General features: G+C 33.9%; 23 protein-coding genes. 22 read left to right on the plus strand and 1 reads right to left on the minus strand.

The window, feature by feature from the left end:
* Positions 1 to 343 precede the first annotated feature (343 nt).
* From ffh to LUA91_RS13575, 12 genes are all read left to right on the plus strand, one after another.
* The gene (gene ffh, locus LUA91_RS13520) at positions 344 to 1,684 is read left to right on the plus strand and encodes a signal recognition particle protein (RefSeq protein WP_231426582.1); all 1,341 of its coding nucleotides are present in this window, start codon (positions 344 to 346) and stop codon (positions 1,682 to 1,684) included.
* Between the two features lie 681 nt (positions 1,685 to 2,365).
* Positions 2,366 to 2,590 (plus strand): GxxExxY protein, encoded by a 225-nt coding sequence (locus LUA91_RS13525; RefSeq protein ID WP_231426682.1) that lies wholly within the window; start codon positions 2,366 to 2,368, stop codon positions 2,588 to 2,590.
* A 70-nt stretch (positions 2,591 to 2,660) separates the two neighbouring features.
* Positions 2,661 to 3,413 carry a LytTR family DNA-binding domain-containing protein gene (locus LUA91_RS13530; RefSeq protein WP_231426583.1) on the plus strand — a complete coding sequence of 251 codons (753 nt, stop codon included), beginning with the start codon at positions 2,661 to 2,663 and terminating at the stop codon, positions 3,411 to 3,413.
* A gap of 24 nt (positions 3,414 to 3,437) precedes the next feature.
* Entirely contained in the window at positions 3,438 to 4,571 is a 1,134-nt protein-coding gene (locus LUA91_RS13535; protein WP_231426584.1) for an MBL fold metallo-hydrolase, read from the plus strand.
* Positions 4,572 to 4,742: 171 nt separating this feature from the next.
* Positions 4,743 to 6,542: a tetratricopeptide repeat protein gene (locus tag LUA91_RS13540; protein WP_231426585.1), complete on the plus strand. Its 1,800-nt coding sequence runs from the start codon at positions 4,743 to 4,745 to the stop codon at positions 6,540 to 6,542.
* Between the two features lie 10 nt (positions 6,543 to 6,552).
* Positions 6,553 to 7,215, plus strand: a complete 663-nt coding sequence (locus tag LUA91_RS13545) for a hypothetical protein (RefSeq protein ID WP_231426586.1) — start codon at positions 6,553 to 6,555, stop codon at positions 7,213 to 7,215.
* A 392-nt stretch (positions 7,216 to 7,607) separates the two neighbouring features.
* Entirely contained in the window at positions 7,608 to 8,180 is a 573-nt protein-coding gene (locus tag LUA91_RS13550; protein ID WP_231426587.1) for a hypothetical protein, read from the plus strand.
* A gap of 171 nt (positions 8,181 to 8,351) precedes the next feature.
* Positions 8,352 to 9,389 (plus strand): DUF4932 domain-containing protein, encoded by a 1,038-nt coding sequence (locus LUA91_RS13555; RefSeq protein ID WP_231426588.1) that lies wholly within the window; start codon positions 8,352 to 8,354, stop codon positions 9,387 to 9,389.
* Between the two features lie 51 nt (positions 9,390 to 9,440).
* Positions 9,441 to 9,860 (plus strand): VOC family protein, encoded by a 420-nt coding sequence (locus LUA91_RS13560; protein ID WP_231426589.1) that lies wholly within the window; start codon positions 9,441 to 9,443, stop codon positions 9,858 to 9,860.
* A gap of 179 nt (positions 9,861 to 10,039) precedes the next feature.
* A complete protein-coding gene (locus LUA91_RS13565) occupies positions 10,040 to 10,540 on the plus strand; it encodes a hypothetical protein (RefSeq protein WP_231426590.1) in 501 nt (166 codons plus the stop codon).
* Between the two features lie 33 nt (positions 10,541 to 10,573).
* Positions 10,574 to 11,419: a hypothetical protein gene (locus LUA91_RS13570; RefSeq protein WP_231426591.1), complete on the plus strand. Its 846-nt coding sequence runs from the start codon at positions 10,574 to 10,576 to the stop codon at positions 11,417 to 11,419.
* Positions 11,420 to 11,448: 29 nt separating this feature from the next.
* On the plus strand, positions 11,449 to 12,252 hold the full coding sequence (locus LUA91_RS13575) for a hypothetical protein (protein ID WP_231426592.1): 804 nt from the start codon (positions 11,449 to 11,451) through the stop codon (positions 12,250 to 12,252).
* A gap of 5 nt (positions 12,253 to 12,257) precedes the next feature.
* Here LUA91_RS13575 and LUA91_RS13580 read toward each other — a convergent pair whose 3' ends face one another.
* Positions 12,258 to 12,503 (minus strand): redox-active disulfide protein 2, encoded by a 246-nt coding sequence (locus LUA91_RS13580; RefSeq protein ID WP_231426593.1) that lies wholly within the window; start codon positions 12,501 to 12,503, stop codon positions 12,258 to 12,260.
* Between the two features lie 264 nt (positions 12,504 to 12,767).
* On the opposite strand from LUA91_RS13580, the gene LUA91_RS13585 reads away from it, so the two are divergent.
* The 10 genes from LUA91_RS13585 (at position 12,768) to LUA91_RS13630 (ending at position 22,144) form a co-directional block, all read left to right on the plus strand.
* A complete protein-coding gene (locus LUA91_RS13585; RefSeq protein ID WP_231426594.1) occupies positions 12,768 to 12,971 on the plus strand; it encodes a hypothetical protein in 204 nt (67 codons plus the stop codon).
* Between the two features lie 150 nt (positions 12,972 to 13,121).
* Positions 13,122 to 14,009, plus strand: coding sequence for a hypothetical protein (locus LUA91_RS13590; RefSeq protein WP_231426595.1), 888 nt, complete (start codon positions 13,122 to 13,124; stop codon positions 14,007 to 14,009).
* Entirely contained in the window at positions 14,006 to 14,944 is a 939-nt protein-coding gene (locus tag LUA91_RS13595) for a hypothetical protein (RefSeq protein WP_231426596.1), read from the plus strand. Before LUA91_RS13590 ends, LUA91_RS13595 begins: the two co-directional genes overlap by 4 nt.
* A 221-nt stretch (positions 14,945 to 15,165) precedes the next feature.
* Complete coding sequence (locus LUA91_RS13600; protein ID WP_231426597.1) at positions 15,166 to 17,118, plus strand: sensor histidine kinase; 1,953 nt, start codon at positions 15,166 to 15,168, stop codon at positions 17,116 to 17,118.
* Between the two features lie 291 nt (positions 17,119 to 17,409).
* Positions 17,410 to 18,156 carry a hypothetical protein gene (locus LUA91_RS13605; protein ID WP_231426598.1) on the plus strand — a complete coding sequence of 249 codons (747 nt, stop codon included), beginning with the start codon at positions 17,410 to 17,412 and terminating at the stop codon, positions 18,154 to 18,156.
* A 25-nt stretch (positions 18,157 to 18,181) separates the two neighbouring features.
* A complete protein-coding gene (locus LUA91_RS13610) occupies positions 18,182 to 18,997 on the plus strand; it encodes a hypothetical protein (RefSeq protein ID WP_231426599.1) in 816 nt (271 codons plus the stop codon).
* A 430-nt stretch (positions 18,998 to 19,427) separates the two neighbouring features.
* Positions 19,428 to 20,093, plus strand: coding sequence for a vancomycin high temperature exclusion protein (locus LUA91_RS13615; RefSeq protein WP_231426600.1), 666 nt, complete (start codon positions 19,428 to 19,430; stop codon positions 20,091 to 20,093).
* Between the two features lie 277 nt (positions 20,094 to 20,370).
* Positions 20,371 to 20,742 (plus strand): hypothetical protein, encoded by a 372-nt coding sequence (locus LUA91_RS13620; RefSeq protein WP_231426601.1) that lies wholly within the window; start codon positions 20,371 to 20,373, stop codon positions 20,740 to 20,742.
* Positions 20,743 to 20,812: 70 nt separating this feature from the next.
* Entirely contained in the window at positions 20,813 to 21,382 is a 570-nt protein-coding gene (locus LUA91_RS13625; RefSeq protein WP_231426602.1) for a Crp/Fnr family transcriptional regulator, read from the plus strand.
* Positions 21,383 to 21,466: 84 nt separating this feature from the next.
* Positions 21,467 to 22,144, plus strand: coding sequence for a type 1 glutamine amidotransferase domain-containing protein (locus LUA91_RS13630; protein ID WP_231426603.1), 678 nt, complete (start codon positions 21,467 to 21,469; stop codon positions 22,142 to 22,144).
* The last annotated feature ends 49 nt before the right edge of the window (positions 22,145 to 22,193 follow it).

The raw sequence follows: 22,193 nt of genomic DNA on the forward strand, positions 1-22,193 counted from the left end.
TGAAAAATCTACAATTTCACGTATATTTGACATAAGCCTTAGTTTTGAGTATAAAATTATCTTTTTATTGTAGCAAGTTTGACTACTTCTCGAACTAAGGCTCTTATTAATACATGGATACTTTTTGCAAACCTCGCAGGTTTTTAAAACCTGCGAGGTTTAAAACAAAAAGATTGAAGTGTATGGCGGGGCTGAAGGCTGCCAAATGCAACTGCACCTCCATTTTCAAAAAAAGATTTTTGACTTTGAGGTGCAGCGATTTACAATCAAAATTTGATACATTTGCCTTTTATTAAAAACATTGGCTTTTACCACGGGTAATTAGCTTATAGCTTAAGAAAACATGTTTGATAATTTACAGGACAAGCTAGACAGAGCATTTAAAGTATTAAAAGGACAAGGCAGCATTACGGAAATTAACGTGGCAGAGACCATGAAAGAGATTCGTAAAGCATTACTGGATGCTGACGTTAACTATAAAACAGCCAAAACTTTTACGGATGAGGTAAGGCAAAAAGCATTGGGGCAAAACGTATTAACTGCGGTTTCTCCGGGCCAGTTGCTTACTAAAATCATGAACGATGAGCTTGCCGCCTTAATGGGTGGTGAGGTTACGGAATTGGACACCAAAGCTAACCCAACCATTATTTTAATTGCAGGTTTGAATGGTGCAGGTAAAACTACTTTCGCCGGCAAATTGGCTCTACACTTGAAAGGTAAGGGTAAAAAACCTTTGTTGGTGGCTGGCGATATGTATCGCCCTGCGGCGGTAGATCAGCTGGAAGTTTTAGGAACTTCGGTTGGTGTATCGGTTTATGCGAACCGCGAATCGAATGATCCGGTTGGCATTGCTCTGGAAGGTATTGCACATGGTAAACAAAACGGAAATAACGTCATTATTATCGATACCGCTGGTCGTTTAGCGATTGATGAATCGTTAATGAACGAGATATCGGAAGTTAAAGCCCAAACACAGCCACACGAAATTTTATTCGTGGTGGATTCGATGACCGGTCAGGATGCGGTGAATACAGCAAAAGTATTTAATGATCGTCTTGATTTTACGGGTGTTGTTTTAACCAAATTAGATGGTGATACCCGTGGTGGTGCTGCGCTTTCGATTAAATCGGTAGTGAACAAACCGATTAAATTTATTGGTACTGGCGAGAAAATGGAAGCACTGGATGTTTTCTATCCGGACCGTATGGCATCGCGTATCTTAGGTATGGGTGATGTGGTTTCACTTGTTGAACGGGCTCAAATGCAGTTTGATGAGAAGGAAGCTGCAGAATTACAGAAGAAAATCCGCAAGAATAAATTTGATTTCAACGATTTCTATAGCCAGATTCAGCAAATTAAGAAGATGGGTAACATGAAGGATTTGATGGGCATGATTCCAGGTGTGGGCAAGATGATGAAAAACGTGGATATTCAGGATGATGCTTTTAAACCTATCGAAGCCATTATTAATTCGATGACGCCGTTTGAAAAGGAAAATCCAGATGCAATTCAACAAAGTAGACGATTAAGAATTGCAAAAGGTTCTGGTAGCAAAGTAGAAGAGGTTACCAAGCTGATTAAACAATTTGAGGATATGCGTAAAATGATGAAGCAGTTTTCAAATCCAGCTGCGGCAGCAGCTATGATGAAAGGTATGCCGAAAATGCCAATGGGCAGAAGATAGGATTTTGAAAGTTGAAAGTTAAAATAGCGAAGCTTTAATACATAAATCCCAATCAGAAATGGTTGGGATTTTTTTATGACTTTGGAAATGAGCGGTTTGCTGTCCTGCCTTACCTACTCCCGATGAAAATCGGGATTCATACAATCGGGTTTAGACACAAAATTGGTTTAGGATAAAAATTATAACTTAATCTTTGTATTCTTTGTGTCTTTGCAGTTAAATGCTATCTTAGTTATTCTCAATTTATTCATCCCCGAATAATATAACATCCCGTTTCAATTTCGCGATTAAATTAATGCTTGTAAAAACATATGGGAGTGCTGTGTATGGTGTAAATGCTTTGACCATCACCATTGAAGTAAGCACAAAACCATATAATAAGAATTACGAGAAAAATATTATAAACAAGGAAATAATAGTTAGAGCAGCTACAATAAAGTAAACTGCCCTAATGAAGCTAGCTTAAGCTGCCTTGAAAGATAAAAATAAGAAAAAATTTGGATTTAAACACAGAATCTATATGGTTCAAAAATAATATTAATAAAAAGTTAAACAGAAATGACAACGAAACGCATCTCAAAAAAATTACTTACAATGTAATTGGTGCCGCAATAGAAATCCATATCACTTGGCCCTAGTCTATTTGAAAGTGTTTATCATGAATGCATCAAACATGAGCTGATCCTTCGAAACATAAACTTCCTAACAGAGATTTCCATGCCTGTACGGTATAAAGGAATCGAAGTTGCCACCAATTTAAGATGTGATTTATTAATTGAAAATTGCTTGGCGGTTGAAATAAAAGCATCAAACACAATCGAACCTATATTCGAAGCACAAATATTAACTTACATGAAAATTATTAGAGGTGCCTCAAGGTTTGATTATAAATTTCAATTGTGTTAATATATTTAGTGAAGGACAAAAGACGTATATTAATGATTTTTACCGATTTTTAGAAGATTAAACGCCCCGAATGATTAGAACGCTCATAATTGAAGACGAACCCGCCATCCGCAAAGAAATTGAATGGCTATTACAACAAGAAAATCAGTTTAATTTAATTGGCTACGCAACAAGCGTAGCCGAAAGTTTAGTGCTGATCAAAGCCACAAATCCAGAATTAATTTTGATGGATATTCAGCTAACGGATGGCACAGCTTTCGATATACTGGATCAATTGGTAGAAATTCCATTCCGTATTATTTTTATCACCGCATACAATCATTTTGCAGTTAAAGCGATTAAATTCGGCGCTCTTGATTACCTCTTAAAACCTTTAGATGATGCGGAATTTAAATCTGCGTTAGCAAAAATTGTTACAAATGATGAAAATAACATCACTCAGCAAAAACAGCAAATATCCATCCTAAAATCACAATCAGGCCATGGTGAAAGCAACTTGGAAAGCCGAATTGTACTGCATACTTTAGAATTTTTGCAGGTTTTGCAACTCCGAGAAATTATTTACTGCCAAAGTGAAGGTGGTTATACCAATTTTTTCCTAACTGAAGGGCGAAGGATTATGATATCAAAACCACTTAAGTTTTATGATGAACTGTTACCAGAAAAGTGGTTTCTCCGTCCACATCAATCTTATTTGGTAAATGTTTTATATGTAGATAAATTTCTAAAATCTGGAACAATTGTATTGAAAGACAAGACTGAAATACCTGTTTCGGGCCGAAGAAAGGATTATATTTTACAACACATCAACCATATCGATTAATAGAAATAGCCTATCCATAAAATCATGAAGCAAAAGATATTAAAAACCTTAAAATGGATGCTCATCGTTTTAGTTTCATTGATTTTGATACTCACGGTTGCTACTTATTTATACATGAAAAAGCCGCTATTCGGTAAGGCTTCCGATGGTGCGAGACTGGAACGCATGAAAAAATCGCCGCATTTTAAAGATGGCGTATTTCACAATCTCAATCAAACACCTGAACTTACCGAAGGCTATAGCACAATTGGTGTTATTTACGATAAACTCTTTGGCGATCATCCTCGGGTAAGCCCTATTGATAGTATCCCATCAAAAAAGGTAGACTTATTACATTTGCCTATTGATTCGAACATTTTAGTATGGTTTGGTCATTCTTCCTACTTTATTCAATTGGATGGAAAACGCATTCTAGTTGATCCCGTTTTTAGTGGAAATGCATCGCCAGTACCCGGAACCGTTACTGCCTTCAAAGGAACAGACAGATATAGTGTGGAAGACTTGCCAAATATCGATTACCTTATTATTTCGCACGATCACTATGATCATGTAGATTATGAAACCTTAATAAAGCTTCGCCCGAAAACAAAAAAAGTTTTTTGTGGCCTGGGTGTTGGGGCTGATTTTGAAGAGTGGGGCTACAACGTAAAAGATATTTATGAAAAAGATTGGGATGAAACCATCGACTTAGGTGGTGGTTTTTTTATCCATACCACACCTACAAGGCATTTTTCGGGGAGAGGTTTTACCCGCAACAACACTTTGTGGATGTCGTACGTTTTTAAGAGCCCTAGCATGAAAATTTACATTGGTGGAGACAGTGGTTACGATACGCATTTTGCAAAAATTGGAAAGAAATTCGGACCAATAGATTTGGCCATCTTGGAAGATGGACAGTATGATCTCAAATGGAAATATATTCATTTACAGCCTGCAGAAGTTTTAAAAGCTGCGAAGGACCTAAATGCCAAACGACTTTTTCCTGTACATTCATCAAAGTTTGTTCTCGCCAACCACCCATGGGATGAACCATTAGTTAAAATAACAGAATTAAATAAAACCACGAAAATCCCGTTGGTAACTCCAATGATTGGTGAATTTGTTTTCCTTAAAAATATCAACCAAACATTTAAACCCTGGTGGATTGGCATTAAATAAATGATGCTCAAAATAGTGATTTAAGCCCGACGAATAATAAACAAATCCTTACAATACAGTTTTTTCGCTTACGAATAATAAAGTGTCAAAACAGGTACAAGATTATGGAGTATATTAAGGCTCATCAAAAAGTTTAAGTATCTGAATGTTACTTAATTCAACCTGTATCTCATGAGATTTAAATTAATTATTCCCTTAATTTTTATAGCTCTAATTGTTGCGAATTCGGCTGTTGCACAAAATAAAACCGTTTTTGAAAAAAATGCAGATTCATTAATAAAAATTGGTCAGCCTGAAAAAATAATTCCATATCTTGAAAAAGAATTAAAAAAAACACCTAAAAACGAATCGCTTTTGCGGTTATTGGGCTTTTATCATCTTCAAAATAATAACCTGGTAGAAGGTGAAAAGTTTTATCGAACAGCATTATCGATTAACCCGAAATGTGCCCGGTGTTATTTAAATATTGGTCGCATACAGGCAACAAAAAATGAAGGAAATGAAGCTTTGGTGTCAATAAACAAAGCCATTTCAATTGATGCCAAAGATGCTTTGTTGTTTTCTACAAGAGCAAAAATTAAAGCACAATTTGGTGATCAATTTGGTGCATTGGCCGATCATAATAGGGCCATTCAATTGGCACCAAATAACGCCGAATATTACACCGAACGTGGAGCTTATAATGCCAACAATAGTTATCATAGTTTAGCGCTAACAGATTTCAATAAAGCCATAAGCTTATCGCCCGAGGCCTACGATGCCTATTATTACAGAGGAGGTGTTTATAATAGTCAAAATAAAACTGAGGATGCTTTAAACGACATCAACAAAGCGATTCTTTTGAACAATAAACAGGCTTATTTTTACGATGGAAGAGCAGCAATTTATGCAAATTTAGGTCAATTTGATAAGGCTCTATCCGATTATTCACAATCAATAAAACTAAATCCTAAAACTTATCCTGCTTATATCAATCGTGCTAAAGTATATTATGAGCTCGAAAATTTAGATGCTTCCTGCAGAGATTACTCCATAGCAAAGCAGATATTAATTAATCAAAAAATAAATGATGCCGAGTTACTAAAAACCATTGATGAATCGGTCGCCGATTTCTGCGATGAAGCAAAACCAAGCTACTATTACCAAAGAGGTATTGCGCATTATAACTTAAAACAATACGATAAAGCTTTATTGCAATATGCTAAAGGTTTGCAAAAATTTCCAAAAAACGCAACGATGTTCTCATTTAAAGGTAATGCTTATCTGGCTTTAACAGACTATAAAAGTGCAGCAGAAAACTACAAAGCATCATTAGAAAATAAGGAAAATTTACTTAGTGAAATTAAATCGAATCCACGTTTTACAGCGGCAACAACTGCAGAAATTAATGGCTATTACAATTCTTCCCTGGCTTCAATTTATTTAGGACTGTCTGATTGCTACGCAAATGGTGAGCACTTCGAAATAGCACTTGAAACAATAAATACGGCAATTGCCCTAGCGCCAGACATCAACTCGTTTGGGAAAGAAACTTATTTTAATCGCCGTGGAAATATTTACTTAGCTACAGAAAAATATAACCTGGCGCTAAGCGATTTTAATAAAAGTATTCAACTAAAAAATGAATATGCGCCTGCTTATGTAAACAGAGCGGTAGCTCGAGTTAGCCTCACCGAAAATATTAAGAAAACCACCTATCACATAAATACGGAAATAGCCAATCAACCTGCCGCCATCAATTGGGTAGTAAACAATAAATCAGCTATAAAAAAATCTGAGAGCAGTTTACTTTCTGCTTTAGCAGATTGCAATAAGGCAATTGAACTAGATAAAAACTTCGCTTTTGCGTATTATGTTCGAGGATCAATAAAACAAATATTAAGTCAGCAGGATTTTTGTATTGATATACTTACAGCAAAAAAAATGGGCTTCGAAATTGATGAAACCATGTTGAAGAATTGCAACCAGTAAAAAACGAAATATGAGATATTTACTATTGTTTATTATTTTCCTTTCGTTTGAAACCAGTGCACAAGTGCTGCAAAATTTTGTTGAACCTGCTGGCAAAAGAAAGGTTTTTGAAGCAAAAGGCGACCTTGACAAAGATGGGGTTGATGAAATTGTAATGGCCTACAATACCGGAAAGCAGGTAGATCGGTTAGGTTATACCAGAGAACTATATATCTGCAAAGTAATTAATGGTAGTTTAAAACTTTGGAAACAAAATACCTCAGTATTGTGGAATAGTGATGATTGTGGTTTTTGCACTGATAATGGTATTAATTTATCAATAAAAATAAAGAATAATACCATGATTATTGAGCAAACCTTTTGGCACAATACAAGACACACCAGTATCCACAAAAACATTTATCGCTACCAAAATAATGATTGGTTTCTAATTGGATCTACTTATAACGACGACTATAATTGCGGCTACCATCATACTTACGACATTAATTTTTCAACCAAACAGGTGCATGTAAGTTACGATAACGAAGATTGTGAAGATTCTGTTCAATTGTATCCTGCTTCCGAAAAATCTTTTAAATATCCTTTTAAATCTATCCCAAAAATGGATGGATTTACACCGGGTAAAACTGAAATCAAAATCCCCAATTCCAAGCAGTTTTTTTATTATTAAGGAGATCAAAGAATCAGATAATTGTTTAGTTGCCACAAATAATTGTTAAATGCTAACGAATAATAATTGGTCAGAAATTGCTTAAACGCTTTAGTTAGTTTAGTGTCGTTAAACAAAAACATCCTTAACCTATGGGGAGTAAAATTGCGAAAGCATAATTTATAGTTTTTGGTTCTAATTAACAGTTGTTTTGATTTTAGAAATGTAACGCCTCTTATTTGATGGCATAGGCGGTGTAAAATTTCAGTATCTGTATCCAGCATTTACTGTATTTTATGCCTCCTCATCAAATCCTTTGACAAATTTCCTCATCTCGCTTTTGATATCAAATAATTAATAAATGAGAAAAATACGGTTTCTAATTTTCTTCTTATTCAGCATAACTATTGCAAATGCACAAACAAGTTATGCTGATATTCAAAAAAAATGTAAAAGCGGCCCTTAAGAGCTATTCTTCAGAAAATCCGAATTATCCTATTTTGAAAAAACTGGTAACTGCCTTTGAAAAAGCAAAGAAATTAAAACCAGCTTATCTGGAGAAAGACAACTTGGGAATCGCCATTTTTCTTTCGAGCCAAAATCCTGAACTGGATATTTTTCCTGCTCGTTATACCTTTGAGCATGAACGGATTAATTTTTCAGCTTTGCGCAATAAAAACACAAAAAAGCCAAGTGATGATATGCGGGAATATGTTAAAACCTATATCGAAGATTTTAACCATTTAGGAAACACCACCATATTTAAAAAATTAATTTATAATGCACCCGAAACCGAAGGCACCCTTACATCTAACACTACAGAACAGATTGTTAAAGAGCCTTATGCCACTACTTTTGTCCGTGGTGATGATACTTGGATGTATGCCATGAGCACTGGCAATCAGGGCATCATATTGTATGCTTTTAAAATGACTGTATCAGGCGAAAATTTAATGGATATAAGCGTAGATTCCAACCATAAATAGTAAGGTTTTAAAGCTATCTCTACCAAACCTGTGTTATTACCAATCCTCACCATTAATAAAATATGCATAAAAACTCTTCTCGAACAAAAAAAATGATGCGTATATTGATTTGCTAAAACTGTACAGTCAGGCTATACTGTATTAATAACCCCAAGTAATTCATCCCAAATAATGAAAAAATTTTTTTTCTCCATTGTATTTCTAGTACATTTTTATCCATGCTTTTCTCAAAAAAATATTAACGTAAAAATTGATGAGAGAATAGAAGCCATCACCATTTTTTACACGCTGGCTACCAGAGATACCTTAGATAGAAAACCAACTCCTTCCACATATTATCGAGATTTCAACAATCATTTCGAGAAATACAAAAATCACAATACACTAAATTGGTACAGAAATTTATCTTCATGGGATAGTTACGACTTATCCATCATTGGCTTATTTTTAACAGATAAATATCCGTTTTCATTAGCAATACCCTATTCTGACAGTCAGCTACGGAGTGTAGACATGACAACTTTTTTAAGCAAGTTTAATGAATTTTATAAAGCATGTGATGTGGAAAGTTTTATAACAAGCCACAAAAATGAATATGATAGAATCACAGCATTTGCTAAGAAATCAATTGTGGAAAGTAATATTTTGAACGATGTTAAACTGTTTTACAATAAGCCTTCTGATGGGGAGATACTAATATTTGCAGACGTATTAAATAATTTAGGCAATAATGCCATAGAAATCAAAGACGATAAATTTAAGGGTAAAAAGATTTTTAAGTTGGCGTATTTGCAGGATGAAAATATAACTCAAACCAATGATACTGAAGTGAAGTTTGTACCCTTATCAAATGTGGTAATACACGAAATATCTCATCTATTTGTAAATGATTTTATACCTAAATATAAAGAAAGGTTAGCCAAAAAGAAAGACCTGTTTTTAATGACTTCTAAAAATGAAAAGTTAAATGAAAATAGATGGGAAAATGAATTGGATGAGCTGATTGTGAGGGTTTGCGTTTCAAAAATTTTAGGTAAAAAATATGGAAAAGAGCGAGAGTTAAAGGAAGTGGAAAATCAATCGAAACATTTTAAATATTTCGAGCAGTTAAACTCATATTTTGACAACTATATCCAAAATAGAAACAAGTATAAAAACATAACTTCATTCTATCCAGAACTAATAAATTTTATAGAATCTTTAAAATAGTGATATGCTTATCAATTATCAACCTCATAAACCACACCAAAACAAATAATTATGGCACTTATTAATCCGCACATTAACTTTAACGGCAATGCCGAAGAAGCATTCAATTTTTACAAAGCAGCATTTGGCGGCGAATTCTCAAATGTTGTACGCTTTAAAGATATGCAAAACAGCGAATTACCATTAGCAGAAAATGAAGTCAATAACATCATGCACATTGCTTTACCCATTGGCGCTAATACATTAATGGGCAACGACATCCCCGAATTTATGGGCAAAGTAGATGAAAATGAGAACCGGTCGAAAATATCTGTTAGTGCAGAAAGTAAAGATGAGGCTGACAAATTATTTACTGCCCTTTCAGCTGGTGGTTCGGTCGAAATGCCAATCGACAATAGTCCGTGGGGTTCATATTTTGGAATGTTCAGAGATAAATTCGGTATTGAATGGATGATTGAATATGCAGGCTAATTTGTTAATTTTTACAATCTAACCTCAAAATATAATCCTCGCTTACACAATAGGCGAGGATTTTTTGTACAAATAATAATTCATATCCAACAAATAAAAATCGGGTTTAAACGAATAATAAAATGGGCAATCGTTTTAGCTTAAGTGATGTTATTTTTAAATAAATAAAACTGATTTATATGATTGTATCATCACAAACGTACGCCATCATCCTCATTGCAATTGTTGTATTAATTAGTTTAAAACCACTGTATTCAAAGCTTGTAAAAAAGCAAGGTAAAAAAGATGATTGGATGTTTTTGCTGATCCTACTGATTTTACCAATCAATTGGTATACACCAACACTTATAACTGTTACAGATTGTAACCAATTTATAAAAGAGGTGATGTTGTTTCCAGCAAAAAGAGAAGGAATATCGATAAGCTACGGAAGAAAAAATCACATTTTCAATCATTCTAAACAAACGCTCGGTTTGGAATATCTATACTATGGAAGCGATAAAAAAGAAGACGGTCAAAGAGATTTGGTTATTTTTCCCGGTAAAACTGCCATGGTGAATGAAGTGAAGATCGACTATGTTTTTGAAGCGCCGGCAAAAAGTGTTTCCACAAAATCAAGTGGTGCTACAAAAACCATGTTGTATTGCGAAAAAGATAGTGATGAACAATCAATCCAATAGTACCGGATTTATAATCTATACAAACAAAGCCCTATGAAAACCATAAATTATATCTGCGTTATTTCGCTAATTGCCCTCGTTTCTTGCAATACGAAAGACAAACAACCAGAAACGCTCCAGGCCAAAGGAGGCTTCGATCTCGAAAAAGTAACCTTTGCTGAAAATATCCCTAAGCTTTACGGCAACAACGTTTTATTAAGCGATGGCATGAGATATGATAGTACTGAAAATGGAAAACTTACAGACACGCTGCTAAAGTATAAAATCAGCAATTCGATGCTGGGTGCTTTAAAAATTAATGTACCACAAAAGGATTTCGGTTATTTATATCAAAGTCATACATCAGATAGTTTGGCCAAATTCAATGGTACATATTTTAGCAACTTGAATATATTAACCGATAAAAACAAAAAAGCTGTAGCCTTTTATGCGGAAGGTGAAATTTATGATCTAAAAGCGAAAAAAGCTTTCCTTGCTAAAATGAAAGAAAAATACGGTGATCCAAAATATTCAATTTTCATTTCTCATGAGTTTAACCAATGCTCTTATGAATGGGTTTTAAAAGATCGTACCATTCAACTGGAAACTTCAAAAGGATTTAGCGCCACTTTTAGTAGTGATAGCGATGCAAAATCAGGAGAATACCTCCGCTTCGATTTACTTATTATTGCTAACGATAAAAAAGAGCAGGTGTATAATGCCCATGTTTACGAGTTCGGCGATAAAGTAATGTACGATGGCAAATACAGAAGCTTGAAAGATTTACAACTAGATAAAAAATCAACCTTTAAAGATGTTTTTCTGTTAAACTCTACCGATAAAAAATACTTAGATGATCCAACGGACCAATATGATATTAGTCGGGAAGAAACTGAATAAACGCATTTTTATTTTAAAATCTTTGTACCATGGAAAATTCTAATTTCAATATCGAACCAGTCCAAAATACAGAAATTATTCCTCAACCAAAACGTAAAAACAGAGCTAAAACCGTTATTTGGATAATTGTAGCCATTATAGTTATAGCAGGAGCCACAGGTTTTGCTTATTTATATGGTGGCTACAAAATGCGCCAGGACTATTATAATAGCGGCGATAGTACCAGCTATCCTGCTGATAGTGTTTTTGTTGATGGTTGGGCAAGCCCCGAGGATTTTGCCACCTGGAAAGGAGCAACGTTTACTATTCCACAATATAATGATATACCAATCGCCTTTCAAAGGGCTATTGTTAAAATTTTTATGGATAATAATTACTTCAGTAAGGATAATAACGATTTATACTTTTTTACCAAGATCAAAGATCGGGCTTATCGTGTAATTGCTTACGGAGATTTTACAGGTCAGGGTGAAAAAGAAATGGCCTTTTTGCTCGAAAAATCGGATTATGCCAGTAGCGCCATTTATATTATCCCTCAAAAAGGCAATATATTATACTGGAAAGAATTGAGTGGCGAATTACCAACCATAAAAAGCTTTAAAAAAGGTGCACTCATTTTTATGGATAAGATGGAATTAACACCTGCACCTAGTGATGGGATTATTAAGCAAACAAAAAATTCTAAATATGTATTGATTTATAATCGCCAAACCAAAACCTTTGATCAATACTATCAATATACAAATGAAGATATAAAAAGCGCAAACGAGGAAACAGATGAAGGTGAAGAAGAAGCAGATGAACCCGATTCAGCAACCGTTGCAGAACTGTAAAAGTGTTATAAATTTCGTGATTTAAGTTCTTGTTTCATTTTTTTGATATTGCCCAGGTTTAAAATTACTATTGGCAAAAGTGCAATTGGAATAACAGTTAAGGGCGTAAATCCTTTTTTAAAGGTTAAAAACATACTTAGCCCAAATAAAAGCATCAACATTACAATAAGCGTGTAAGTAGCAGCTTTAGCTAATTTTTCATTTTTTTGCAACTGATCGTTACTCATTTCGGCAAATTTGTTTTCACTCATGTTAAGGATGGGTTATTATTCTTAAATACTGGAATATTTAAATCTTCTACTGCTAAAATAGCAGATACAAGCATCTTTAACAAACTTATTTCATTATTGTAAAAACGAATTATAGATGAAATTCAGCGAATTATAAACCATATCCAACGGTTGTCAATTGGGTAATAATCAATTCTTTGATAATGATTAATATAGTATAACAAAAGGCTTTCAAATATTTTGAACATGCCCTTTAAGTTTAATTTAAACCTAAATATTTTCAAAATGACAATTACTTACATGATGTTGGCATTTACAACAATTTACCTAACGGCAACTTACTTTTACTACCGCCATACGGTTAAGAAAGGCACAGAATTTAGATATAAACCAATTTTCTTATTAATAATTGGGCTTCTGTTCTTGTTATCGCTTTATGGCAGTGTTACCAACCAACCATTTAACACCATAGTTCCATTTATTGGTTAGGGCTGAAAATTTTTATTTAAACCTTACATCCTCGCTATACCATTGAAAAGAACAAAAGCTATATATATTGCCATTGCTACCATACTCATTTGGTACATTTTTATTTGGTGTAAATTTTATTTTTTCAGTAAGGTTTATACACAAGATAAAATGGATAAAGAGTTCGCTGCATTGAAAATGAATGCGCCACTTATTGATTCAATTAACATTAGAGGCTATAACATTAAATACATTAGCAATAAAAAAAATTATACCGAAGAAGGCGATCAATTTGGAAAGAAAAAACCGTATTTGGTATTGCTACATAACAGCGATAAAAACGCAGCTTGTTTTCTAAATTATTTTAAAAATAAAACGCTGGCGAATAAGTTTCACATCATCGCTATTGATAGAATTGGTTTTGGGAATACAACTTTCAAAAAGCCTGAGCAAATGAATTCTCTTTTCAAGCAAGAAGAAAAAGAATTTGGAAATATTGCCGATTATGCTTCTGGGATAGCTGTAAAAGAGGCTTTGAATGCTGAAGGACAACACATGGAGGAAGTTAGAATTGTAGCTAACGGGAGTGGTGGCATGGCTGGCTTACAGGCTTATTTATATGAGAATATTTCATTCTCAAAACTCTTTTTATTTAACCCTGATTTAAGCAGTAGATTTTTCTTGAGTAAGTTTTTTAGTAAGATAATCGTAAGCCCGATAATGGTTTGGAGTTTTCCAAGAGCATTTGTAAGCAAACACCACGATCTACTTTTGGCTGATGAATATAAGGACGAGAAATTTGAAAAGTTGATTAAAAATGTTCAATTTTCTGAGAATAGAGAAGCGACAGATAATGGCTACATGTATCCAAAGGGGTTAAAATCTGTTTTTTTCTTAGGCTTGAGTAAAAACGAAAAAGAACGAATAACCAAAATTTCTGGAAAAAAAAGCTTTGTTTTTCAAGCCAATGATGTTAATATCTACACAGGGCCAGAAGATGTTCTGAAAACGATATTGGCTAATGATGTTTACACATTACAGTTTAACAGAATAAAATGACGAAGATTTTCACCATCGCAATTGTATTGCTTATAAGCTTACAATCTTGTAAATCGCAAGTTACCGATCATGTTGAGTTGCTCGAAAATTTGAAGTACGATCAGGATAAAGAGATGTACCAGGCGGCATTAACAACCTTATACCCTGCAGAAGTTACCATTAATGATTATCCGATTGGAAGGGGTTTGGCTTATTTCGGGCACGAAATCTACTACATTGCAGATCTCGGGCTACAAAAAAAAGGGCGCCAAACGGCTACAGTTACGATAGATTTAAAGAATTTTAAACCTACTGAAAGCGATAAACCCATCCTCTTTTTGGCTGTTTATTACAGCGGCGATGTTTCCATGCCCTCAATTGATGACAAAGAAGATGTATTGGTGCATTATGTGTTGCTTGAAAAAGATATAACCGAACAGGATATTAAAAAAGGTTCAATTACCAAAACCTTTACTTTTGAAGCGAAGGAAGTTCGTACAAATTTGGATAGTTGGAAAAATTCTAGAAAATTAACCGTTAATGACGCCTTGTTTAATCAGTTGTATAGCGAATACGAAAAGCTACAAACAGATTTAAATGCTTCGGATAAAGGTAATGCCATTGAAAAAATGAAAGTTGCCGAGTTTGAAACTGCCCAGCTTAGAAATGCAAAAAAAGAATGGATTGTAGATGAACGCAAAGCTTTATTTTCTAATCATTGGAAGTTGCTGCCAAAAGATAGCTGTAAAATAAAAATTTACGGTGACGGCAAGATTGCCACATTGGTTAAAAAAGATGATTCGATCATTTCAGTATCAGCGGTATCTTCAAATCCAAAATCTAAGAACGAAAGAACTACACAGTTTTTGAACCTGTATTTCCATATCCCAAATAATAAAAGCGATTTGGAATTGACCCGATTTGATGGTTATGCCATTACTAAATTTGGAAAGTAAATTAAAAATTCATTTAAGGTCTTTCATTCTTAACTCACCCGTATTTAAATCTCGAACACTAATTAGTGATGAAGAAATTAGAGTTGCAAATGATTATGCCAATTACCTAACACAACGGTTTTTATTCGGATGCTAAAAAATGTTTAGGGGTAAGCCTATAAGTCTTTAAAAAAATGTAACATTATGTTCTAAAGTCAAATGAACGTTTTAGCTACTATTCAATGAAATTACGCCGTCTATATTTTTGCCTCCTTGCCGCATCAGTTTTTTATGCATGCAAACAAGATCAATCTAGAAGCAAAAATGAGCAGTTGCTTAAACACAAAACTTCAATTACGGCCCTTTCGGCTAAACAAACCACAGCATCAAACGCCGATTCTATTTTGCAAGCCTGGAAGCGCTTCAACGCAGATCCAATCGTATTGGCCGACACCGACTTAAATACAAAAACGAAGTACAATTTAGGTAAAATGTTTGCCCGAAAAAATCCTGATAGTTCTAAAATGTTTTTACAACAAGCTTTAGAACTTGTTGAAGGCAGTAATCGCTATTTGGAAATTAAAGCTAATCTGTATAATGGCATGGGCAATTTGGCCAATGCAGAACCTTTAGAACATCAGGCCAATTATTATTATAACAAGGCGGCTATGATTGTGCTGTCAGATTCTACTTTGACTTTGAAACCCATGGCCAAGGCAATTATTTTATTGGCCGCCGCACAAAGTAATAAAAGTTTGCAGCAGTATAGTCTAGCCTTAAAAATGAATTTGGCAACTTTAAAATTAATGCCCCAATTGCCACCAAATGTTACCAACCAGCAACGGGTTTTAACACAATTGATCTCATTAATTTATACTGCGGATTTTCCTAAGAATGATATAGAAAACTATCTGAAGAAATTAGAAAAACTGCAAGCTACCTATCCCGATGACTTTAACCCCAGATTTTTATATGATAGCAAACTCCTTTATTTCGATAAGGCCAATAATATAGATTCTGTTTTAAAATATTCTTTACTCAATGCAGCAATCGATGAACAATTTTATGGAGAAAGGCCAACGGAGCCTACCGCAGCAGGTAATATTTACACTACTTACACCAACATTGTAGCCAATTACGTTAAGGCAAAAAATTATACTGGGGCAAAGCTGTTTCTAAAAAAAGCCAATGATATTTTTAAGCAAAGTGGTAATCTCTTAGAATATGAGGATTTAATTAGAGGTGGAGAAGCAAGTTCGAGTTATTATGCTGCAATTGGTGAGAAAGACCAGGCGCTTCAAACTGCACAAGATGTAATTGCTTTACAAAAAGAAAATTTTGAAATCGAAAACACACAGGCTGTTGCCGAAATGGGAGCACTATATCAAATCCAGGCGAAAGACAATTCCATTGAGCGATTAAATGAAGACATCAAAATAAACACCTTAAAGTTAGAACGCAATAAGCTATCATTAGTTATTACGGCCCTCATCATTTTAATCCTGCTTATTGTTATTTGCTTGTTTTACAGCATTTATAAACAACGCAAGTTAAAACAGGAAAAAGAAAATGTTCAGTTGCAACAGCAATTGTTGAGAACACAAATGGAGCCTCATTTTATTTTTAACACGCTATCTGCGTTGCAAAGTTTTATTCGGTTGGATGAAAAAGATGAGGCTATTAAATACCTGAATCAATTTAGCAGACTGTTAAGAAGTAGTTTAGAGTTGAGCAGAGAAAAATTAGTACCGCTAAGCCAGGAAATAGAAACGCTTGAAAACTATTTGAGTTTACAGCAAATGCGCTATAACAATATTTTCAATTTTGAGATCAAAACTCCATTTAATGAAGATCTGGAAATGCTTATGATTCCACCGATGTTAATACAACCTTTTGTAGAAAATTCGATTTTACATGGCATTAATTTAAATGATAAGGATGGTTTTGTTAATGTAGATTTTACGATTACTAATCAAAATTTAAAGGTTACCATTGCCGATAGTGGCAAAATCGCTGGCGAAAAGAAACCACAAAACCATCAATCGCTTTCAGGCATCATCAGTAAAGAAAGATTACAGCTTTTAGGTAAAGAGCGGAATCAGGATGCCGGAATTACGCAAAACAAAACCACAAATGGCGGTACAATTGTAACTCTTAGCATTCCTTTCGCCCTGAACGAATCAATGGGTGGCTGATGTTAAACTGCATTGATAAATAATTTCGTTTCTAGTGCGAATAATAATTCAAAGTCTACGAATTATAATCGCTTCAGGATTTATAGAATATTCCTGTCTATATTTAGAATAAACACGGTTTAACCACTAGAATGAAGATAAATTTATTTTTTCTTTTTTGAAACTTATGGAGAATAATTCAATAGATAAACCTACCATAATTTGCTCAATGTCAAAAATGGCTTATGCTAATGATATCAGTATTTTCATTTTTTACTTGTATTAAATCTTCAATATAAAAAATAACAAATCATGGGCAAATTATTTATTACGCTTGCATTCATATTTATTTCGGCAACGGCATGGCCGCAAGTAACCAATGCCTTAAATAGTTCTTTGAAAAATAAGGTATTGGAGCAATTGGGACTAAAACCAGAAGAAATTAATGAGGAATTATATGTTGAAAAAGTTTTGCCATATGCCAAAACGCAAACCGCAATCGTAATTTGCAAAAACAGAAAAAGTGAGCTTGATAAAAATGACGACAGCTCTTTTGAACTGGATGCATATATTATTATTGCCAATAATATAACTGGCAAAATTTTGTATAAATATTTCGAAGAAAGCGAATGGATCTCTGATGCAATTATGCTTACAGGTATTACCATCGACACAGGTATTTTCACCTTAAATAATGAAACCCGGGCTTTTGGTGTTCAAACAAGTTATGCAAATGGCAGTCAGCCAAACCCGCACCACCATACTGATCTTTCCTTATTCGTTCAAAGTAATAAAACGCTTAAAAAGGTGCTTAATAATTACACCACACAAACGTTTGGTGGCGAATGGGATACGCGTTGCGCTGGCGAATTCGAAGATGTAACTTCCACAATAATCATCGATAGGCGCAGTAAATTCAAAAACTTTAACAGTTTAATTATCAAGGATAAAATCACAAAAATCAGAAATACCTTCGTGAATGAAGATTGCGTTGAGAAGAAAACTTTTACCCACCGCACCAATAAATTGAAATATAATGGTATGGAATATACTAAATAATCAATAGGTAAAATTAAAGCTGAAAATGAAACGTTATTTTAAAGGATGCCTGATTGTAATTGGTGTATTGCTCTTAATACTGGCCGTTTTTGTTGGTTTATTTTGGTGGTCGATGGAGAACAATAAAGCGAATGCCGAGAGTGATGCTGAAGAATTATCAAAAGCATGCGATACGGTAAAATACATTACCGAAAATCCATATTTAACGTTTATAAAATTTGTCCCAAAAGAGCTTAAAACTTTACGGTTTCAAATTTTAAGAGATGGTAAAATCAGCAATGATACTTTGGTTAAAACATCATTTAACAAAAATTCGGATTTGAGAATAAATTTCCCTTACAAGAAGTTTTTAAAAACGGATACCATTATATTAACTACCCAAAACCAACTAAAATATTATGTTTCCGGCTATGGCCATTATGCCTATTTACATTACGGAATGTTTGGTTATGTAGGCTCAAGTGATTGCCGCTTTTCAGAAAACTGCATCATTAACAATCAGGTATCAAGTGGAATAATCGACAAATTTAGTGGTTGGATAAATCCAGAAAAATCAAAGCATATCCGTACAATTCCACCTAGCGGTGAAGAATATCAAGCCTTTGTTACCAAGTGTAAAATCAATTTAAAAGAAGCCGAGCAAATTTTTATAAACCAAAGAAAAAACGAGCACCTTTATTCTGTGCTTTCTTACGGAATTGAAGTTGGACCAAAGGAAAGCTTTTATGTTTTCGGAGAAGAACGGGAATCTAACAGAGATCATATCGATATTGTTAAAATTAATACGCGGACAGGTAAGTTCATCAGGTATACCAATTATCCATTCGATAGCGATAGGTAAGCTCTTAATATAATTTGAATAATTTAACTGCTTACAAACGAGTGATTAGTTAAGGATTAAATTGTAATCAGCGCTTAAAGGTTTAAAGCAATTTATCTTCCAGGGATATTAAAATTATGAAGAATAAAATTTATCAATATGTAATTATCCGGCTGTTGATATTAACATTTGGACTTCTAATAATTTATCGTTTCGCCATTTATTTGCTGCCCAAAAACATTCGGGAAGATCAATTTTCTTTCATTGGCGAAATAAATTTAATAGTGAATTTAAGCCTTGCCTTCTACATTGCTTTTAGTGGTTTTATTTATTTCGAATACTTAAAATTTAAAATAAATCGCCAGGCCGAATTAAAGAAAATGGCAGTGGTTACTCTAGTTATTAATTTAGTAATGGTACTTATCTTACTTTTTTTATCCTTTAATTTATAATGAAGTCTCTCAAAATTAAATCCATTATTAAATGGTTATTCCTGGCAGCTGTAGTCGGTTTTGCTGTTGTTTTCATTACCAGTTATTCTATAAAATTCAAAACCGAAAATTATATTTATTCTGATATTAAGAATGTTCCTAAAACTAAGGTTGCTATTATTTTTGGCGCTGGCATTAGAAATAATAAACCCAGCAAATACTTAAAAGATAGGTTAGATGCAGGTATTTCATTGTTAAAAAACAATAAAGTTGATAAGCTTTTACTTTCTGGCGATAACGGCAGAGATGAATATGATGAGCTAACCGTAATGAAATTGTACTGTTATGAAAATGGAGTAGATACCACTAAAATTTATATCGATTATGCTGGTTTTGATAGCTATTCCACTATGTATCGGGCAAAGCAAATTTTTAAGGTCGATACAGCAATCCTGGTTACTCAAAAATATCATTTGAATCGGTGTATTTATATTGGAAATAAACTTGGGATAAAATGTTATGGTTATAATGCCAACACAGGAATTTATAAAGGTTATAAATATTATGCTTTCAGAGAAAATTTCTCTTTAACAAAATCAACTTTAGATATACTGCGACATAGAAAACCAAAATACCTGGGAAATGCGGTTGATATTAATGGACCATCTAATTATACGAAAGAGTAATCTTGCGAGCTGGAGTGTTTAGTAGACAAAAAACTACTAATGAGCACCGTAAATAATCCTTCATTGACTTTTACACATTTCACAAAACTGAAATTATACCTAAGCATTTAATTATCAATAATTTAAAACATCATACTAATTTTTCTAATGCACTGATTTCTTCATGTTTTTTGCTTAAGCTTTTCATTTTGGCACAACCATTGTAAACGGGTTGTTACATTTTAACTAACCGAATTCGTTGTCTACCGCAGCAAATTCAAAATTGAAAAACATAATTATGAAAAAGACAGTTCAAATTTTCAGCATGCTTTTAATAGCATTAACAGTAATGGTTTCGTGTAAAAAAGATACCGATCCAGCCGATAGAGATTTTTTTGTAGGCACTTATAGAGGAACAGTTTCTTACAGTAAAGGCGATACAAAAATAAATAGTACCGATGGTAGAGTAACTGTAACTAAAGTTGATGATACCTATAGTTTTTTCTTTGGCAATAACATTCCTGATATCACAGGAGTAAAATTCCAGGAAAGTGGCAATACTTACATTAGTGTTGGAACTGGTGTTATAGGCATTACAATTGATGCCAGCACTTTGAAAATTGGTGTTTCCAATTCGAATGGTACATGGACGGCAAATGCCACCAGATAATTTAAAACTTTATAAAATCCCGGCCCTGGTCGGGATTTTTTTTTGCTCCGTTTTTAGCTAGCTTTACCAAATGAGTGCTGAGTTAAGAAAACATATTGAAGAAATCGTTCCGCTTACCGATCAGGAGTTTGACTTTATCAACAATCATTTTAAAACCAAAAGTTTAAAAAAGCACCAATATTTAATACAGGAAGATGAGTTTGTTAAAAACATTTACTTTGTTGTTAAAGGGTTATTAAAAGCAACCTACACCGACATCAATGGAAAAGAATATATCATACAGTTTGCCATGGAAAACTGGTGGATTTCTGATTTTCAGGCCTTTTACAATGAAACCAAATCGATAACAAATATTACCTGCTTAGAAAATGTAGAACTTCTTTACATCAGCAAAGCACATTTGGATAAAATTTGCAGTGAAAGCCATAAAATGGAACATTTTTTCAGAGTTAAGAACAGTTCGGGTTATGTGGCATTACAACAGCGAATTTTATCATTGTTAAGTACCCATCCAAAAGAAAGATTCGAACAATTCACACATCAATATCCACAACTCTTACAAAGGGTTTCTAAAACCATAATTGCAGCTTACTTAGGCATTTCTCGAGAAACGTTAAGCAGACTTTCGAGTAAATTGTGATTTGGCGCACAGAAAATTAGTGATTCAAATCCTTTACTACCGTTAAGCATTCGCCTAAGTTTGTAGTACAATTTAATTAAAGATATGAACAAGAAAGTTTTATTCGTGCTTACGAGCCACGACGAATTAGGAAATACTGGATTAAAAACAGGTTTTTGGTCAGAAGAATTAGCGGCCCCATATTATACTTTAACCGATAAAGGCGTTGATGTTGTTTTGGCATCTGTAAAAGGTGGTCAGCCACCAATCGACCCGAAAAGTGAAGATCCCTCATTTCAAACCGATACAACCAGAAGAATGGATAAAGACTCTGTTCTTTTAGAAAAACTAAAAAATACGGCTCCATTAACAGAAGTTAAAATGGAAGATTATGATGCCGTATTTTATCCAGGAGGTCATGGTCCACTTTGGGATTTGGCCGAAAGTGCTGTTTCACAAAAATTAATAGTAGACTTTTACGAAGCCAATAAACCTGTAGCTTTTGTTTGTCATGCTCCAGGCGTTTTAAAAGATGTGAAAGTAGGTGGAGAATATTTGGTAAAAAATAAAAAAGTAACAGGCTTTACCAATACAGAAGAAGATGCCGTTCAACTTACCAATGTTGTGCCTTTTCTGGTTGAAGATGTATTAAAGAAAAATGGTGGTCTTTACAGTAAAATAGACGATTGGAATCCTTATGCTGTAGTTGATGGTTTATTGATTACTGGTCAAAACCCAGCATCATCAGAAAAAGTAGCCGAAGAATTATTGAAATTAATATAATCAATATCATAGTGCATGGGTTGCAAAAACGCCATGCACTATTTTATTT

Origin of the sequence: Pedobacter sp. Leaf250 (assembly GCF_920984735.1) — a bacterium.
GTDB lineage: Bacteria > Bacteroidota > Bacteroidia > Sphingobacteriales > Sphingobacteriaceae > Pedobacter.

Bases quoted from the DNA above. Each gene is read 5' to 3' on its own strand.
- ffh (WP_231426582.1), top strand. From the start codon at position 344: ATGTTTGATAATTTACAGGACAAGCTAGACAGAGCATTTAAAGTATTA.
- LUA91_RS13530 (WP_231426583.1), top strand. From the start codon at position 2,661: ATGATTAGAACGCTCATAATTGAAGACGAACCCGCCATCCGCAAAGAA.
- LUA91_RS13535 (WP_231426584.1), top strand. From the start codon at position 3,438: ATGAAGCAAAAGATATTAAAAACCTTAAAATGGATGCTCATCGTTTTA.
- LUA91_RS13540 (WP_231426585.1), top strand. From the start codon at position 4,743: ATGAGATTTAAATTAATTATTCCCTTAATTTTTATAGCTCTAATTGTT.
- LUA91_RS13545 (WP_231426586.1), top strand. From the start codon at position 6,553: ATGAGATATTTACTATTGTTTATTATTTTCCTTTCGTTTGAAACCAGT.
- LUA91_RS13550 (WP_231426587.1), top strand. From the start codon at position 7,608: ATGCACAAACAAGTTATGCTGATATTCAAAAAAAATGTAAAAGCGGCC.
- LUA91_RS13555 (WP_231426588.1), top strand. From the start codon at position 8,352: ATGAAAAAATTTTTTTTCTCCATTGTATTTCTAGTACATTTTTATCCA.
- LUA91_RS13560 (WP_231426589.1), top strand. From the start codon at position 9,441: ATGGCACTTATTAATCCGCACATTAACTTTAACGGCAATGCCGAAGAA.
- LUA91_RS13565 (WP_231426590.1), top strand. From the start codon at position 10,040: ATGATTGTATCATCACAAACGTACGCCATCATCCTCATTGCAATTGTT.
- LUA91_RS13570 (WP_231426591.1), top strand. From the start codon at position 10,574: ATGAAAACCATAAATTATATCTGCGTTATTTCGCTAATTGCCCTCGTT.
- LUA91_RS13575 (WP_231426592.1), top strand. From the start codon at position 11,449: ATGGAAAATTCTAATTTCAATATCGAACCAGTCCAAAATACAGAAATT.
- LUA91_RS13580 (WP_231426593.1), bottom strand. From the start codon at position 12,503: ATGAGTGAAAACAAATTTGCCGAAATGAGTAACGATCAGTTGCAAAAA.
- LUA91_RS13585 (WP_231426594.1), top strand. From the start codon at position 12,768: ATGACAATTACTTACATGATGTTGGCATTTACAACAATTTACCTAACG.
- LUA91_RS13590 (WP_231426595.1), top strand. From the start codon at position 13,122: ATGGATAAAGAGTTCGCTGCATTGAAAATGAATGCGCCACTTATTGAT.
- LUA91_RS13595 (WP_231426596.1), top strand. From the start codon at position 14,006: ATGACGAAGATTTTCACCATCGCAATTGTATTGCTTATAAGCTTACAA.
- LUA91_RS13600 (WP_231426597.1), top strand. From the start codon at position 15,166: ATGAAATTACGCCGTCTATATTTTTGCCTCCTTGCCGCATCAGTTTTT.
- LUA91_RS13605 (WP_231426598.1), top strand. From the start codon at position 17,410: ATGGGCAAATTATTTATTACGCTTGCATTCATATTTATTTCGGCAACG.
- LUA91_RS13610 (WP_231426599.1), top strand. From the start codon at position 18,182: ATGAAACGTTATTTTAAAGGATGCCTGATTGTAATTGGTGTATTGCTC.
- LUA91_RS13615 (WP_231426600.1), top strand. From the start codon at position 19,428: ATGAAGTCTCTCAAAATTAAATCCATTATTAAATGGTTATTCCTGGCA.
- LUA91_RS13620 (WP_231426601.1), top strand. From the start codon at position 20,371: ATGAAAAAGACAGTTCAAATTTTCAGCATGCTTTTAATAGCATTAACA.
- LUA91_RS13625 (WP_231426602.1), top strand. From the start codon at position 20,813: ATGAGTGCTGAGTTAAGAAAACATATTGAAGAAATCGTTCCGCTTACC.
- LUA91_RS13630 (WP_231426603.1), top strand. From the start codon at position 21,467: ATGAACAAGAAAGTTTTATTCGTGCTTACGAGCCACGACGAATTAGGA.